10 protein-coding genes, 1 tRNA gene and 2 rRNA genes are annotated in these 15,219 nt (G+C 68.8%); 5 read left to right on the top strand and 8 right to left on the bottom strand.

Annotated features, from left to right (window positions below; genetic code table 11):
• Positions 1 to 42: 42 nt before the first annotated feature.
• Together ZF1_RS07555 and ZF1_RS07550 are read right to left on the bottom strand one after the other, a co-directional pair.
• Positions 43 to 3,125: ribosomal RNA gene (locus ZF1_RS07555) — 23S ribosomal RNA — on the bottom strand.
• Positions 3,126 to 3,449: 324 nt separating this feature from the next.
• Positions 3,450 to 4,969, bottom strand: a 16S ribosomal RNA gene (locus tag ZF1_RS07550).
• Together the 16S and 23S rRNA genes form the textbook arrangement of a ribosomal RNA operon.
• Positions 4,970 to 5,705: 736 nt before the next feature.
• On the opposite strand from ZF1_RS07550, the gene ZF1_RS07545 reads away from it, so the two are divergent.
• Complete coding sequence (locus ZF1_RS07545; RefSeq protein WP_482636853.1) at positions 5,706 to 6,329, top strand: class I SAM-dependent methyltransferase; 624 nt, start codon at positions 5,706 to 5,708, stop codon at positions 6,327 to 6,329.
• A gap of 3 nt (positions 6,330 to 6,332) precedes the next feature.
• Here ZF1_RS07545 and ZF1_RS07540 read toward each other — a convergent pair whose 3' ends face one another.
• Positions 6,333 to 7,136: a PP2C family protein-serine/threonine phosphatase gene (locus ZF1_RS07540; RefSeq protein WP_482636852.1), complete on the bottom strand. Its 804-nt coding sequence runs from the start codon at positions 7,134 to 7,136 to the stop codon at positions 6,333 to 6,335.
• A 192-nt stretch (positions 7,137 to 7,328) separates the two neighbouring features.
• On the opposite strand from ZF1_RS07540, the gene ZF1_RS07535 reads away from it, so the two are divergent.
• Positions 7,329 to 7,402, top strand: a tRNA-Arg gene (locus tag ZF1_RS07535).
• A gap of 65 nt (positions 7,403 to 7,467) precedes the next feature.
• On the opposite strand, the gene ZF1_RS07530 is transcribed toward ZF1_RS07535, so the two are convergent.
• From ZF1_RS07530 to ZF1_RS07520, 3 genes are read right to left on the bottom strand one after another with little or no spacing between them, the layout of a single operon-like run.
• Entirely contained in the window at positions 7,468 to 8,289 is an 822-nt protein-coding gene (locus ZF1_RS07530) for a family 1 encapsulin nanocompartment shell protein (protein WP_139282934.1), read from the bottom strand.
• Between the two features lie 2 nt (positions 8,290 to 8,291).
• Complete coding sequence (locus ZF1_RS07525) at positions 8,292 to 8,864, bottom strand: hemerythrin domain-containing protein (protein WP_208822666.1); 573 nt, start codon at positions 8,862 to 8,864, stop codon at positions 8,292 to 8,294.
• On the bottom strand, positions 8,843 to 9,718 hold the full coding sequence (locus tag ZF1_RS07520; RefSeq protein WP_482636851.1) for a serine/threonine-protein kinase: 876 nt from the start codon (positions 9,716 to 9,718) through the stop codon (positions 8,843 to 8,845). The genes ZF1_RS07525 and ZF1_RS07520 overlap by 22 nt, the downstream gene beginning before the upstream one ends.
• 363 nt (positions 9,719 to 10,081) lie before the next feature.
• Here ZF1_RS07520 and ZF1_RS07515 point away from each other — a divergent pair, with 363 nt between their 5' ends.
• Positions 10,082 to 10,894, top strand: coding sequence for an LmeA family phospholipid-binding protein (locus ZF1_RS07515; RefSeq protein ID WP_482636850.1), 813 nt, complete (start codon positions 10,082 to 10,084; stop codon positions 10,892 to 10,894).
• A gap of 10 nt (positions 10,895 to 10,904) precedes the next feature.
• Here the strand turns inward: ZF1_RS07515 and ZF1_RS07510 are convergent, their stop codons facing one another.
• Positions 10,905 to 12,404 carry an FAD-dependent oxidoreductase gene (locus tag ZF1_RS07510; protein ID WP_482636849.1) on the bottom strand — a complete coding sequence of 500 codons (1,500 nt, stop codon included), beginning with the start codon at positions 12,402 to 12,404 and terminating at the stop codon, positions 10,905 to 10,907.
• Between the two features lie 13 nt (positions 12,405 to 12,417).
• Positions 12,418 to 13,362 (bottom strand): AurF N-oxygenase family protein, encoded by a 945-nt coding sequence (locus tag ZF1_RS07505; RefSeq protein WP_482636848.1) that lies wholly within the window; start codon positions 13,360 to 13,362, stop codon positions 12,418 to 12,420.
• A 186-nt stretch (positions 13,363 to 13,548) separates the two neighbouring features.
• On the opposite strand from ZF1_RS07505, the gene ZF1_RS07500 reads away from it, so the two are divergent.
• Positions 13,549 to 14,370, top strand: a complete 822-nt coding sequence (locus tag ZF1_RS07500) for an MSCRAMM family protein (RefSeq protein WP_482636847.1) — start codon at positions 13,549 to 13,551, stop codon at positions 14,368 to 14,370.
• Positions 14,363 to 15,166: a YceI family protein gene (locus tag ZF1_RS07495; RefSeq protein WP_251786897.1), complete on the top strand. Its 804-nt coding sequence runs from the start codon at positions 14,363 to 14,365 to the stop codon at positions 15,164 to 15,166. Before ZF1_RS07500 ends, ZF1_RS07495 begins: the two co-directional genes overlap by 8 nt.
• Positions 15,167 to 15,219: the final 53 nt, after the last annotated feature.

Genomic DNA, 15,219 nt, shown 5'->3' with positions numbered 1-15,219 from the left:
GGTTGTGGACTCAGGGTCACACAGTGGATGCGAACAACTCGTTGTGGCAAGCCCTCGGCCTATTAGTACCGGTCAACTCCACCCCTCACAGGGCTTCCATCTCCGGCCTATCAACCCAGTCATCTACTGGGAGCCTTACCCACTCGAAGGTGGTGGGAGACCTCATCTTGGAACAGGCTTCCCGCTTAGATGCCTTCAGCGGTTATCCCTCCCGAACATAGCCAACCAGCCGTGCCCCTGGCGGGACAACTGGCACACCAGAGGTTCGTCCGTCCCGGTCCTCTCGTACTAGGGACAGCCTTCCTCAAGTCTCCAACGCGCGCGGCGGATAGGGACCGAACTGTCTCACGACGTTCTAAACCCAGCTCGCGTACCGCTTTAATGGGCGAACAGCCCAACCCTTGGGACCTACTCCAGCCCCAGGATGCGACGAGCCGACATCGAGGTGCCAAACCATGCCGTCGATATGGACTCTTGGGCAAGATCAGCCTGTTATCCCCGGGGTACCTTTTATCCGTTGAGCGACACCCCTTCCACAAGGTGGTGCCGGATCACTAGTCCCGACTTTCGTCCCTGCTCGACCCGTCAGTCTCACAGTCAAGCTCCCTTGTGCACTTACACTCAACACCTGATTGCCAACCAGGCTGAGGGAACCTTTGGGCGCCTCCGTTACTCTTTGGGAGGCAACCGCCCCAGTTAAACTACCCACCAGGCACTGTCCCTGAACCAGATCATGGCCCGAGGTTAAGACACCCAATTCGACCAGAGTGGTATTTCAACAACGACTCCACCACCACTGGCGTGATAGCTTCACAGTCTCCCACCTATCCTACACAAGCCGAACCGAGCACCAATACCAAGCTATAGTAAAGGTCCCGGGGTCTTTCCGTCCTGCCGCGCGTAACGAGCATCTTTACTCGTAGTGCAATTTCGCCGAGTCTGTGGTCGAGACAGCGCCCAAGTCGTTACGCCATTCGTGCAGGTCGGAACTTACCCGACAAGGAATTTCGCTACCTTAGGATGGTTATAGTTACCACCGCCGTTTACTGGCGCTTAAATTCTCCGCTTCGCCCCGAAGAGCTAACAGGTCCTCTTAACGTTCCAGCACCGGGCAGGCGTCAGTCCGTATACATCGTCTTGCGACTTCGCACGGACCTGTGTTTTTAGTAAACAGTCGCTTGGGCCTGGTCTCTGCGACCGGCCGTCCCTAGCCCGCAAGGAGCCTCAAGACAACCGGCCCTCCTTCTCCCGAAGTTACGGAGGTATTTTGCCGAATTCCTTAACCACAGTTCGCTCGATCGCCTCGGTATTCTCTACCTGACCACCTGTGTCGGTTTGGGGTACGGGCCGCAACAGCACTCGCTAGAGGCTTTTCTCGACAGCATGGGATCACCCTCTTCGCCTCAATCGGCTACGCATCACCTCTCACCCTTTGATGAGCCCCGGATTTACCTAGGACTCGGGCTACAGGCTTACACCACGACAACCACCGCGTGGCGGAGCTACCCTCCTGCGTCACCCCATCACTTGCCTACTACCAGATCGGATCCCACGCTCCCCCACAAACAACACTCCCGAAGGAACGAAGGTGGGTTCGGATGGTTAGCATCACCAGCCTCGGCATGGACGCACTATCACGAGCACGGGAATATCAACCCGTTGTCCATCGACTACGCCTGACGGCCTCGCCTTAGGTCCCGGCTCACCCTGGGCGGAACAACCTGGCCCAGGAACCCTTGGTCATCCGGCGGCAGAGATTCTCACTCTGCATTCGCTACTCATGCCTGCATTCTCACTCCCACACCCTCCACCCGTAAATCACTCCCGGGCTTCACCAGATGCAGGACGCTCCCCTACCCAACAACACCTAAGTGTCATTGCCACGGCTTCGGCGGTGCGCTTGAGCCCCGCTACATTGTCGGCGCAGGACCACTTGACCAGTGAGCTATTACGCACTCTTTCAAGGGTGGCTGCTTCTAAGCCAACCTCCTGGTTGTCCGGGCGATCCCACATCCTTTCCCACTTAGCGCACGCTTAGGGGCCTTAGCCGGTGATCTGGGCTGTTTCCCTCTCGACCACGAAGCTTATCCCCCGCAGTCTCACTGCCGCGCTCTCACTCACCGGCATTCGGAGTTTGGCTGACTTCGGTAAGCTTGTCGGCCCCCTAGGCCATCCAGTGCTCTACCTCCGGTGAGAAACACACGACGCTGCACCTAAATGCATTTCGGGGAGAACCAGCTATCACGAAGTTTGATTGGCCTTTCACCCCTACCCACAGCTCATCCCCCAGGTTTTCAACCCTGGTGGGTTCGGGCCTCCACGACGTCTTACCGACGCTTCACCCTGGCCATGGGTAGATCACTCCGCTTCGGGTCTACACCCCGCGACTCAGACGCCCTATTCGGACTCGCTTTCGCTACGGCTACCCCACACAGGTTAACCTCGCCACGAAGCATAACTCGCAGGCTCATTCTTCAAAAGGCACGCCATCACCCCGAAAGGCTCTGACGGCTTGTAAGCACACGGTTTCAGGTACTATTTCACTCCCCTCCCGGGGTACTTTTCACCTTTCCCTCACGGTACTTGTCCGCTATCGGTCATCAGGTAGTATTTAGGCTTGACGGGTGGTCCCGCCAGATTCACAGCGAATTTCACGGGCTCGCTGCTACTCGAGAACACGCCCACAACAGAACCCAGTGTTTTCGCGTACGGGGCTATCACCCACTACGGCCGACCATCCCAGAGTCGTTCCGCTAACACAGGCACTTGCTGTCCCACCCTCGGCAGAAGATGAACGACACGTCTCACAACCCCGCACCCGCAACGCCTGCCGGCTTGACACGGACACGGTTTAGCCTCTTCCGCTTTCGCTCGCCACTACTCACGGAATCACTATTGTTTTCTCTTCCTGTGGGTACTGAGATGTTTCACTTCCCCACGTTCCCTCCACGCACCCTATGAATTCAGGTACGGGTAACGCCCCATGACGGGCGCTGGGTTTCCCCATTCGGACACCCTCGGATCACAGCTCGGTTGACAGCTCCCCGAGGCCTATCGCGGCCTCCCACGTCCTTCATCGGCTCCTGATGCCCAGGCATCCACCATGTGCTCTTAACAACTTGACCACAACAAGATGCTCGCATCCACTATGCAACACTCAACCCACAACCACACCCAACCAAGAAACAACCACCACCCACACACGCAGGCGTTAGGAAGCCCTCAACCAGAGCGGCCAAAGAAAACAACCCCAGCTCCGAAGAACCACAAGATGTCCTCTCAGGACCCAACAGTGTGCCAAGCCAAACGGTCCGACGTACTGCGTTCCACCCAACGCACCCGACCCACGAACGAGGCCGCAAATGCGATTCAATGAAGGAACCACAGACTCACCATGAGCAGAACTCACAGAGCATCGTGGCGCCCCATCACATGATGGGACTCCTTAGAAAGGAGGTGATCCAGCCGCACCTTCCGGTACGGCTACCTTGTTACGACTTCGTCCCAATCGCCAGTCCCACCTTCGACAGCTCCCTCCACAAGGGTTGGGCCGCCGGCTTCGGGTGTTACCAACTTTCGTGACGTGACGGGCGGTGTGTACAAGGCCCGGGAACGTATTCACCGCAGCGTTGCTGATCTGCGATTACTAGCGACTCCAACTTCACGGGGTCGAGTTGCAGACCCCGATCCGAACTGAGACTCACTTTAAGGGATTCGCTCCACCTCACGGTCTCGCAGCCCTCTGTATGAGCCATTGTAGCATGTGTGAAGCCCTGGACATAAGGGGCATGATGACTTGACGTCATCCCCACCTTCCTCCGAGTTGACCCCGGCAGTCTCCCATGAGTCCCCACCATTACGTGCTGGCAACATGGAACAAGGGTTGCGCTCGTTGCGGGACTTAACCCAACATCTCACGACACGAGCTGACGACAGCCATGCACCACCTGCACACCAACCACAAGGGAAGCCCTATCTCTAGGGATGTCTGGTGCATGTCAAACCCAGGTAAGGTTCTTCGCGTTGCATCGAATTAATCCACATGCTCCGCCGCTTGTGCGGGCCCCCGTCAATTCCTTTGAGTTTTAGCCTTGCGGCCGTACTCCCCAGGCGGGGCGCTTAATGCGTTAGCTGCGGCACAGAAACCGTGGAATGGTCCCCACACCTAGCGCCCAACGTTTACGGCGTGGACTACCAGGGTATCTAATCCTGTTCGCTCCCCACGCTTTCGCTCCTCAGCGTCAGTATCGGCCCAGAGACCCGCCTTCGCCACCGGTGTTCCTCCTGATATCTGCGCATTTCACCGCTACACCAGGAATTCCAGTCTCCCCTGCCGAACTCAAGTGATGCCCGTATCGACCGCACGCTCAGAGTTAAGCCCCAAGTTTTCACGGCCGACGCGACACACCGCCTACGAGCTCTTTACGCCCAATAATTCCGGACAACGCTCGCACCCTACGTGTTACCGCGGCTGCTGGCACGTAGTTGGCCGGTGCTTCTTCTCCAGGTACCGTCAATCGCTCTTCGTCCCTGGCGAAAGAGGTTTACAACCCGAAGGCCGTCATCCCCCACGCGGCGTCGCTGCGTCAGGCTTCCGCCCATTGCGCAATATTCCCCACTGCTGCCTCCCGTAGGAGTCTGGGCCGTGTCTCAGTCCCAGTGTGGCCGGTCGCCCTCTCAGGCCGGCTACCCGTCACCGCCTTGGTAGGCCATCACCCCACCAACAAGCTGATAGGCCGCGGGCCCATCCCCCACCGAAAAAACTTTCCACCACCAACCATGCGATCAGTGGTCCTATCCGGTATTAGACCCAGTTTCCCGGGCTTATCCCAGAGTGGAGGGCAGGTCACCCACGTGTTACTCACCCGTTCGCCGCTCGTGTACCCCCGAAAGGGCCTTACCGCTCGACTTGCATGTGTTAAGCACGCCGCCAGCGTTCGTCCTGAGCCAGGATCAAACTCTCCAACAAAACCCTGACTTGCAACAAACAACTAGCCACAACACCCGACGGGATCGAATGCTGCAACCAAACAAACAATTTGGCACAAAACGCCAACCGAATCAAAATAGCTCGACACACTGTTGAGTTCTCAAAAGACACCCGCACCGCACTCACCCACCCCCCAACAAGGAAGCAGGATCCTGAAGACGGATCACCTTGACCCACCAAGACAATCACACCGAGAAACTCGATGAACCACCGGGGGGTCGCTGTCCGCGGGGCCTGTTGACCGGACCTCTCAGGGCCCGTTCTGTCCGGCTCACTCGCTGACAGGAAGAAAGTTACGGCATGGCATTCGGGCACGTCAAACCGGGGTCGGAAACCCGCGCTGACCTGGGCAAACCCGTCTCCGGGCCGCACAGCACCACGGTCGAGCCCGACCCTGTCGAGCGACGAACGGTCGCCCTGACGAGCTCACTCCGGATACTGGTTGACCAGCGCCGATCGCGCAAGTGCAGGCTCACGACAGGGGCCGGAACCGGTGCTCCACCCGTCGTTCGTCCCGCGTCCGCCTGCCCGCCAACAAATTTCAAGATTTTTTCCGACCGTCCGTCGCGGCGTCCGGCCGCGACGAGCGGTCGGCAGGCGGGGGCTCGTCCCCGACGGGGACCGGCCGGGGCAGGTGATCACGATCGTCGTCCGCGGTCGGCCGTTCGTCGTGGTGACTGGTGGGAGCCGTCCGTCGGCACGCGAGACTCGGCGCGTGCACCCCGACGGAGACGTCCTCCCACCCGTCCTGCACCGGCTGCGTGCCGGCGCGGAGCTCACCGCGGCGGCCTGGTGCCGTACCCCGGGTGCGACGAGCCGGGTACGGGCGACCGTCGTCGCCGGGCGGCTGGTGGTGGAGGCGGGGGACAGCGAGCCCCTGTGGATCACATCCTCGGCCGTGGCGCTCCCGCTGCGGACGCGGTCGGTGGACCGGGTCGCCGTGCCGATGCTGCTCCCCCACCTCCGGGACATCGACGGTCTCTTCGCGGAGCTGCGGCGGGTACTCGCCCCTCACGGGCTCATCTCGGTCCTGGTGCCGGCGCCCCGGTCGTTCGGCTGGGGTGGGGGCGCGCTGCGGAAGGCGGTGCGTGACGCGTGGCGGCACCGGTCGGCCGTCGAACACCCGGAATGGCTCGCGGCCGCCGCGGACTTCGCCGTACTCGCCGACGACCGTCTCGACTTCACCCTCGACGGGGTCGAGGCGTCGAAGGGTGCGGACGAGCTGTGCGCGGCCGGCGTCTACCCGCCCGATCTGCCGGAGCGGGCCCGGGCGGACCTCGCGGCGCACCGTTCGGCGGTCCGCACGGTGCGGCTGCGCCGGGTGGTGGCCCGGCGCTGAGCGTCAGTCCGCGGTGGCGATCTCGGCGACGGCCCCGGCGATCCGCAGGTCCTGACCCGGGCCGTCGAGGTCGTCGATCTCCACGACGTCGGCGACGATCGCGGTGATGTTGTCGGGCCCGCCGCCCTCGTTGGCGAGTGCGATGAGCCGGGTGACGACCTGGTCCGGCTCGGCGTCGGAGGCGAGCTCGCGGTGCAGGGCGTCGTCGTCGAGCACCGCGGTGACGCCGTCCGAGCAGAGCAGATAGCGGTCCCCGGCGAGGATGTCGACGCGGTCGAGGTCCGGGTCCGGCGCGTGGTCGGTGCTCAGCGCACGCATCAGGACGGACCGGCGCGGGTGGTGCGCCGCCTCCTCGAGGGTGATCTGACCCTGGTCGACGAGCTGCTGGACCATCGTGTGGTCGTGGGTGAGACGGCTCAGCTCGCCACCCCGCAGCAGGTAGATGCGCGAGTCGCCGATGTGGGCGAGCGCGAGCTGGTCACCGGTGAGGAGCAGCGAGACGACGGTCGTGCCCATCCCCCGCATCTCCGGCTCGTCCGCGGCGCGGCGGGCCAGCCGGTCCGTGGCGTCGTTGAGTGCCTCGGTCAGCTCGGCGGCAAGATCGATGTCGCTGAGGTCCTGCGGGAGGCGGGCCTCCAGCTCGGTGAACACCGACACCGTCGTCGCACTCGCGATCTCGCCATGGGCGTGACCGCCCATCCCGTCGGCCACGATCAGCAGTCGGCCGGTCGTCGCTCCGGAGTCCTGGTTCGACGTCCGGCGACGGCCCACATCCGACCCGAGCGCGGATCGCAGTCCCAGCACCATGGGGACAGTATGGACGTCACGGTCCGTCAGCGTCGCAGGCGAGGCCCGTTCGGCGTGTGCTTCAACCGGTCGGATGGCACTCCGCCCAGCACACGGGCCGGATCGGGTGGTTCGTGACGGCGGTGCCGCAGCCGTGATCGCTTGCCCTCCTCGCTACGGTGGGAGCGCACCGGACGAGGTCCGGGGCGGCCGGCCCTCGTAGCTCAGCTGGATAGAGCAAGAGCCTTCTAATCTCTAGGTCGCAGGTTCGAGTCCTGCCGGGGGCACACTATCCGCACACGACTGTGCCCCGCCGGATCACGACGGGGCACGGCCGGTGGCGGGTCGCGGGTCAGCGCAGGCGCACGCTCGCGTCCGGCTCGACGGCGCGGAAGGTGAAGCTCTCCTCCAGGTAGAGGTGCACCTCGCGGGCGTCGTGGTCGGAGTAGCCGATCGCCAGGTCCTGGCCGACGTCGAGCAGGAAGTCCCCGCCGCGCTGGCTGACGACCACGGCCCCGTCGAGGCCGTGGGCGCGCAGGATCTGCCCGCCGAGGATGCGGCTCAGGTGTTCGAACAGCGGGTAGCCGCCGTGCTCGGCGGTCTCCACGATGCGGGTGTAGCCCTCGGGCGCGATCGCCATCGCGTAGGGGCCCTCGATGCCGTTGCGGCGCAGCTGGTCCACCGCACGGGCGACGGCGCCGGGGTAGGTGTCGGGGTTGTCGCCCAGGGCCACGGTGTCGTAGGGCGAGACGTCCGCGATGCCGGCGAAGCCGGCCTCCGGCCAGCCGTGGAAGATCGCGCGGTTCTCGATCGCGGCGGCCGCGCGCGCGGCGCGGGCGAGGTCGTCGAACTCCGGGTCCTGCGCGCCGCGCTGCAGGTCGTCGATCTCGTCGCGGGACACCGTGAACGGGACCCGGAACTCGGCGAGCGGCTGCACCCGGCGCAGGCGGGCCGTGATGCCGTCGACGGCGACGCCCGGCGGCGGCCCGTCGAGCCGCTGTGAGCGACCGAGGTCGACCGACGACGTCTGCCAGCCCGCGGTCCCGGTCCAGTCGGCGAGGCGGCGCCCGGCCAGGAGCGGGGTCAGGCGCTCGCGCGCCTCGTCGTCGACGGCCTTCCAGGCGGTCGTGGGGATGGGTGCCTTCTCCCGCAGGAGGTGGTCGTGCACGGCCACGTCTACTTCCCCTTCAGACTGCCGATGCCGAGCCCGTCACGGGTCGGGTCGGACGGGTCGATCTCGGCCCGGACCTCGTCGACGTAGGCCTCGGGGTCCTTGTCGGAGTTGTCGAGGCCCGCGGTGGTGGGGTGGGCGTCGAGGAACTCGGCGAACTGCCGGCCGAGCGACTCGCGCAGGCCGGTGGTGGCGTTCAGGCGGAAGTTGGCGAGGCCCTCGTTCTCCTCCTCGCCCATGTGCTCGTCGTTGGCGCGGCGGGCGGCCCAGACGCCCTCCCACCACTGGCCGCTGCCGACCGGGCTGCGCTCGGCCTGCGCGACGCCGTCGCGGATCTCGTTGTGGTCCCCGATGGCGTCGAGCGTCTCGTCCTCCGGGTCCTCCCCGTGCGCGAGGAGCTGCGGGTAGAAGATCTTCTCCTCGGCGAGGGCGTGCACGTCGAGGCGCGCGGCGAGCGGCTCCCAGAGGCGGGCGAGCTCACGGGGGTCGGAGTCGCGGGCCTGGAGCTCGTCCAGCGCGGCGAACTGTCGGCGGAACCAGGCGTGGTCGTCGAGGATCAAGGTGGTGATGTCCGGCACCCGCGCAGGCTACGACGGTCCGGACCCACCGTCTCCCCGGAGTCCAGCGGTCGTCGGGGGTACCGGAGGCCGACGGCGAGGTCGGCGGCGGCCGGCCGGTCCCCCGGGCGCCGGCGGGTCGAGTCGGACAACGCCCGGTGCAGCCGGGCCGGCAGCTCGTCCGGGACACGCGGTGGCCGGTGCAGCCGGGCGACGGCGGACTCCACCGTGGTCCCCGGGTACTCCCGCTCCCCGGTGAGCGCCTCGAGCAGGACCAGGCCGAGGGCGTGCACGTCCGCGGAGGGCCCGACGGTCTCACCGGCGACCTGCTCGGGCGCGAGGTAGGCCGCGGTCCCCAGGACGGCGTCGGTCCGGGTCAGCACGGAGTGGCCCAGCACGCGGGCGATGCCGAAGTCGGTGAGCCGCGCCCGGCCGGTGTCGGAACAGAGCAGGATGTTGGCGGGCTTCACGTCGCGGTGCACCACCCCACGGCTGTGCAGGTGCGCGAACCCCGACGCGATGTCGGCGCCGATCGCGACGGCCCGCTCGACCGGCAGCGGGCCACGGGCCAGCCGGGCCGCGAGCGTCTCCCCCTCGACGAGCTCGGCCACCAGGAAGGGGCGGCCGCGGTCGACTCCCCCGCCCAGCAGCCGCACCAGGCCCGGATGGTCCAGGTGGGCCATGGCCCGCAGCTCACGGCACTGCCGGTCCACGCCGTCGGCGTCGTGGCGGTCGAGGAACAGCTTGACCGCGACCACCCGGTCCTCGTGCGGGTCCCACGCCCGGTACACCGTCGCCGTCGACCCGATACCGACATGGGTCGCCAGGATGTAGCGGCCGGTGATCACGTCGGTCTCCGGGACGGGAGAGCGCATCACTGCCATGACAGACGGTGCCGACACCACCTGTGCACCTGTCCAGACCGGAGCCCGTCGATCACTCTCACGAGCACCCGTAAACAACCCGATGAGGCCATTCCCGGGACTCGGAAGGCCTTGCGGGACAGTGGCAGGACGACGATCCCCCCGCGCTCCGCCGGTGCGGCCCGCCGTCCGCGACCGGACGACCGGGCACGGCCGGCGGTGCCGGTGCACCGGCGCCGCGCGACCGCCGTCGCGCCACCGGCCGACCACGCCGTGCGGGTCGTCGCACACCCCGGTCGCGGCCCGGGCGGGTCGCCGCCGGGCCTGCGAGGCTCGGACCGACCCCGTCCACCGTCCGAGGGAGCCTCCAGCGCCATGGCAGTCGAGACGCCGGCCGGGGTCTCCGCGGCGTCGGCCCTGCTGGACGCGGGCATGGCGCCCGGGTCGGCGCTGCTGTTGCGCGCGCTGCTGGAGGCCGCGCGGCTGCGCTACGTCGGACGCCCGACGACGCTGCGTTCCCGCGGGTCGGAGGTACGGCTGGTGCCGACGGCCGTCGCGTCGTCGGGGCTCGGTGCCCGGGCGCTGACGACCGGGCGGTTCGCCACGGTCACCCTGGCCGCGCGCGACGTCGTCCGGCCCGGCCTCGCGCTGCGCGGACTCACCGTGACCGCCGCGGACGTGCGGCTGCGCCCCGGCCTCGCGCCGGAACTGGTGGCCGGTCCGGTGGGGATCGAGGCCGAGCTCGACCCGGACTGGGTCGCCGGGCGCCTGCGGGAGCACCTGTCGCAGGTCGAGGTGGGTGTCGACGCCGACGGCGTCGCCCGGGCCCGGCTGCGTCGCCGTCCCGGGCTCGGGGCCGCCGACCTCGCCGTGTCGGTGGACGGGCACACCCTGTCCTGGAAGGTCGTCGGTCTGACCGTCGCCGGGCGGTGGATGGGGCCACCCCGGTCGGCGGACACCCGTCGCTCGGTGCGGGCGATGGTCGACCGCAGCCCGCTGGCGGCGATCCGCTCGGGCCGGGTCGAGCTGCCCGGGCTGCCCGGTGCGCTGCGGCTGCACGGGATCGACCTGACCCCCGGGCGGATCCTGGTGCGCGGCGGGCTCGACGGGTGGCGCCGCACCGTCCCGCTCGCGCGGATCGACGACGTGCTGCGCGGCGCGCTGTCATTGCTGGACCTGAGCCGCTGACCAGGGGCGGTCAGCTCCGGCGGAGCCGCCGGGTGATGGCGCCCAGGCGCGAGGCCGGGCGGCGCGACGGGAGCCGGCCGGCGACGGCGTCGTCGAGCAGGGACCCGACGGTCTCGGCCGCGCAGGTGCGGTTGGTGCCGATCCCCCCGGACGGGCCCCGCTTGATCCAGCCGACGACGTAATGGCCGGGACGGCCCTCGACACGGCCCGCGTCGTGCGGGACGACGCCGCGGTCGTCGTCGAAGGGCACGCCGGCGACCGGGCGGCCGCGGTGCCCGACGGCGCGCACGACCAGGCCGGCCGGGATGTCGGTCCCGTCGGCGGTGTGCACCCCGCGGGCCCGGGTGGTGCCGTCGACCCGTTCGGGCGCCGAGTGGAACCGGAACACCACCCGCGGGCGCTCCGCGGGCACCGACCAGTCGATCTTCTCCCGGCGGGCGCCGCGCAGCAGCGCGTGCGACGGGGACGCGGCGGGGCCGTCGAGGGACTCGGCGATGCGGGGATCGTGCTCGTCGACCACGACCTCGACCGTGCTGCGGCCCAGCAGCTCGCGCAGCTCCGGCGCGGTCGCGGCGACCGCCTCCGGGCCACGGCGGGCGAGCAGCACGACCTCGGTGATCGCACCCGCGCGCAGGGCGGCCAGCGCGGCGGGGTCGATCGGGGTGCCCTCCAGGTCCGCGGCGGGCGCGGTGAGGACCCGGGCGACGTCGATCGCGACGTTGCCGGTGCCGACCACGACGACCCGTCCCGCCGCGGTGTCCACGGCGTCACGCGGCACATCGGGGTGGCCGTTGTACCAGCCCACGACGGTGTCGGCGGCGATGCTGCCGACTCGCCCCTCCCCCGGCAGGCCCAGGTCGCGCGGCACGGGCGCCCCGACGGCCCAGATGACGGCGTCGTGGCGCTGCGCGAGCTCGTCGGCGGTGACGTCGCGGCCGACCTCGGTGCCCAGGCGCATCCGCACCCGCGGGTGGGTGTGGAAGCGGGCGAAGGACTCCCCGATCCCCTTCGTCGACGGGTGGTCGGGCGCGACCCCGAACCGCACCAGACCGCCCGCGACGTCGAGCCGGTCGTAGAGCGTGACCGTCGACGACGTGTGCAGGAGCAGGTCCTGGGCGGCGTACATCCCGGCGGGCCCGGTCCCGACGACGGCGACGTCGAGCGGGGCCATGTCCGCGGGAAGCGACCGTGTGAACTTCAGCGGGTACCACTCGTGGAACAGCGGTGAGTCGCCCTCCAGCTTCCCGGCGACCGGCTTGCCCTCGTAGTAGTCCGCGTTGACCTCGGCGTACCCGGCGAGCGACGCGCTCAGCCTCTCCACCGGGAAGATCGCGTCGACCGGGCAGGCGTCGGCACACGCCCCGCAGTCGATGCACGCCCGCGGGTCGATGTAGAGCATGTCGGTCGTGGCGAAGTCCGCCTCGTCGGGCGTCGGGTGGATGCAGTTGACCGGGCAGGCCGCCACGCAGGACGCGTCGGTGCAGCAGGTCTGGGTGATCGCGAAGGGCACGGCCGGCTCCGGGTCAGATCAGGTTCGCGCGACGGTAGAAGTACAGCGCGGGCCTGGTCAGCAGGCCGCAGGATCCCAGGAACTCCATGAGCCCGGCGCAGGAGGAGCGCAGCAGCGCCTTGTGGTGCTCGTTGGCGGCCGCCTCGCGCAGGGCGCGCCGGGTGTCGAGGCCGACGTTGGCGTAGACCTCCTCGTTCCACATGCTGGTCACGATGAAGTACGCGGCCATCGCGACGGCCAGCGCCTGCCAGTGACGACGGACGGGGCCGGCGCCGCGCAGGTTCTCCTTGGTCTCCTCGCGGGCGAACTTCATGTGCCGCGACTCCTCCACCACGTGGATGTTGGAGATGGTCCGCACGAACGGGGCGACCCGCTCGTCGCGCATCCAGTCGCGCTGCATGACGTCGAGGACCTCCTCGGCGACCAGGATGGAGGCGTAGGCGGCCTCGCCCCGCCAGGTGGCGGCGCAGAAGCGGCCGAGCGCGACCGTGGAGCGCTTCGGGACGTACGCGGGGGCCCCGAGCTTCGCCGAGCCGCGGGCGAACATGATCGAGTGCCGGCACTCGTCGGCGATCTCGGTCAGGGCCCACTGGAACGACGGGTCGGTCGGGTCCTTGGCGTAGAAGTCCCGCAGGACCAGCTGCTGCAGGATCATCTCGAACCAGATGCCGGTGGAGGCGACCGAGGCGGCCTCGTGGCGGGTCAGCTCCTTGCGCTTCGCCTCGGACAGCTCCGCCCAGTAGTCGGTGCCGTAGAGGCTGCTCCACTCCGGGCTCATGCCGTGGTCGTCGGGGTTCAGCGGGGTCTCCCAGTCGACCTGGGTGGACGGGTCGAACGACAGCTCCGCGGACGAGCGCAGGAGACGCTCGGCTGTGTCGTGACGCTCGGCGGTGTGCCGGTCCGCTGCATGCCGGACGTCCCCGGTCTCGAGCCCGTGCTCCGGAACGGTGGCGGTCATGTCGACTCCTCGCAGACAACGACGTCAGTGCTGTAACCGCCGGTAACGTTACCACCGGTTACACGTGACGCAAGTCCTGGGATGCGGCACGACACGATCACCGGCCGGCGACACCGGTGCGGGTGACGCACCGTCCACCCGGGAGGGCTATCGTTGCGATGCGCAACTAACCTGGGAGGTCGCGACGTGACACCGGAACGGGACGGACCTGCGGTCGTCGGCACCGTGCGGGGGCGGTCCGGCACCCCCGTGCCGGGCGCGACCGTCACCGTCACCGACCTGGACGGGCGCCAGCACGGGCGGGCCGTCAGCGGCGGCGACGGCACCTACGCCGTGGCCCTGACCACCGGCGGGACCTATCTGGTGGTGACCCGCACCGACGGTGCCGGGCCCGACGCCGGGCTCGTCGCCGTCGTCGCCGCCCCCGCGCGGCACGACGTGACCGTCGCCGGCGGCGGCACGGTGCGGGGCACGCTGACCGACGCCGCGGGCCGCCCGATCGGGGGCGCCGCCGTCACGCTGATCGACACCGCGGGCGAGGTCGTCGCGCACACGCCGACCGACCCGGCGGGCCGGTTCCTGGCCGAGACCCCCGGTACCGGCCCGCACACCCTCACCGCGACCGCACCCGGGCACGGGCCGCTGGCCCGCACGGTCGACGCCGACCCGGCCGGGCCGCCGGTGGAGCTGCGGTTCCCGGCCCTGGCCGGGATCGCCGGCGTCGCGCGCAGCGGCGACGGCCGCCCGGTCCCCGGGGCGCGGATCGTGATCGGCGACAGCGACGGGCGCACCGTCGCCGAGACCACCACCGGCCGGGACGGCAGCTACGAGCTGCACGGGCTCCCGCCCGGACGGCACGAGCTGACGGCGAGCGGCTGGGCGCCGGTCGTCGTCGCGGTGCAGGTGGCGCGCGGCGCGACCACACCGGTCGAGGTGCGCTTCGGCGCCCCGGACCCGACCGACGACCGGATCGGCGACCCGACGAGGACGGAGCAGGGACGTGGCTGAGCTCTACGGACGGCTGAGCACCCCCGACGGCTGGCCGGTGACCGGCGCGACGGTCACCGTCATGGACGCCACCGGCGTGCAGCGGGGCCGGGCGGCCAGCCGGGCCGACGGCGGGTTCGCGGTGGCGGAGCTGGCGGCGGGGCCGCACACCGTCGTCGTCGCCGCGGCGGGGTACGAGCCGTCGGCGCGGGCGGTCTCCCTCGCCGGGGACGGCACCGACCTGGGCCGCGTCGAGCTCGCCCGGGCGGGCGGCGCGGTGCTGCCCACCCCGGGCCTGTGGCGGATCGACCCGCAGCACTCCAGCATCCGGGCCACCGCGCTGCACCTGGGGATGAGCCGCATCCACGGCAGGCTGCGCCGGTTCTCCGGCGACCTGCGGGTGGCCGACCCGTTCGAGGCCAGCTCCGTGAGCGTGTCGATCGACGCGGGCTCGGTGGACTCCGACGACCCCGACCGCGACACCCACCTGCGGACCGCGGACTTCCTCGACGTCGAGACCCACCCGGCCATCGGCTACGAGGGCGACGGCCTGACCCGCGTCGACGCCACCCGCTGGACGGTGCACGGGATGCTGGCGCTCAAGGGAGTCAAGGCCCCCGTCGACCTGCACATGACCTACGGCGGCACCGGCCCCGACCTGTGGGGCGGCACCCGGGCGGCGTTCACCGCCACCACCGAGATCTCCCGCGACGAGTTCGCGATCGACTGGAACCAGTCGGTGCTGGCCGGGGTGCTGGCCGTCGGCCGGACGCTGCGGATCGACCTCGACGTGCAGGCCGTCCTGCAGGAGGACTGACCCACCCCCGGCGCACGGCCGCCCCGCCCGGACGCGCGGTCCGGGCGGGGCGG

Source organism: Pseudonocardia sp. ZF1 (genome assembly GCF_056835605.1).
The sequence above is the reverse complement of the archived record's forward strand: the minus strand, read 5'-3'. Positions and strand labels throughout refer to the sequence as shown.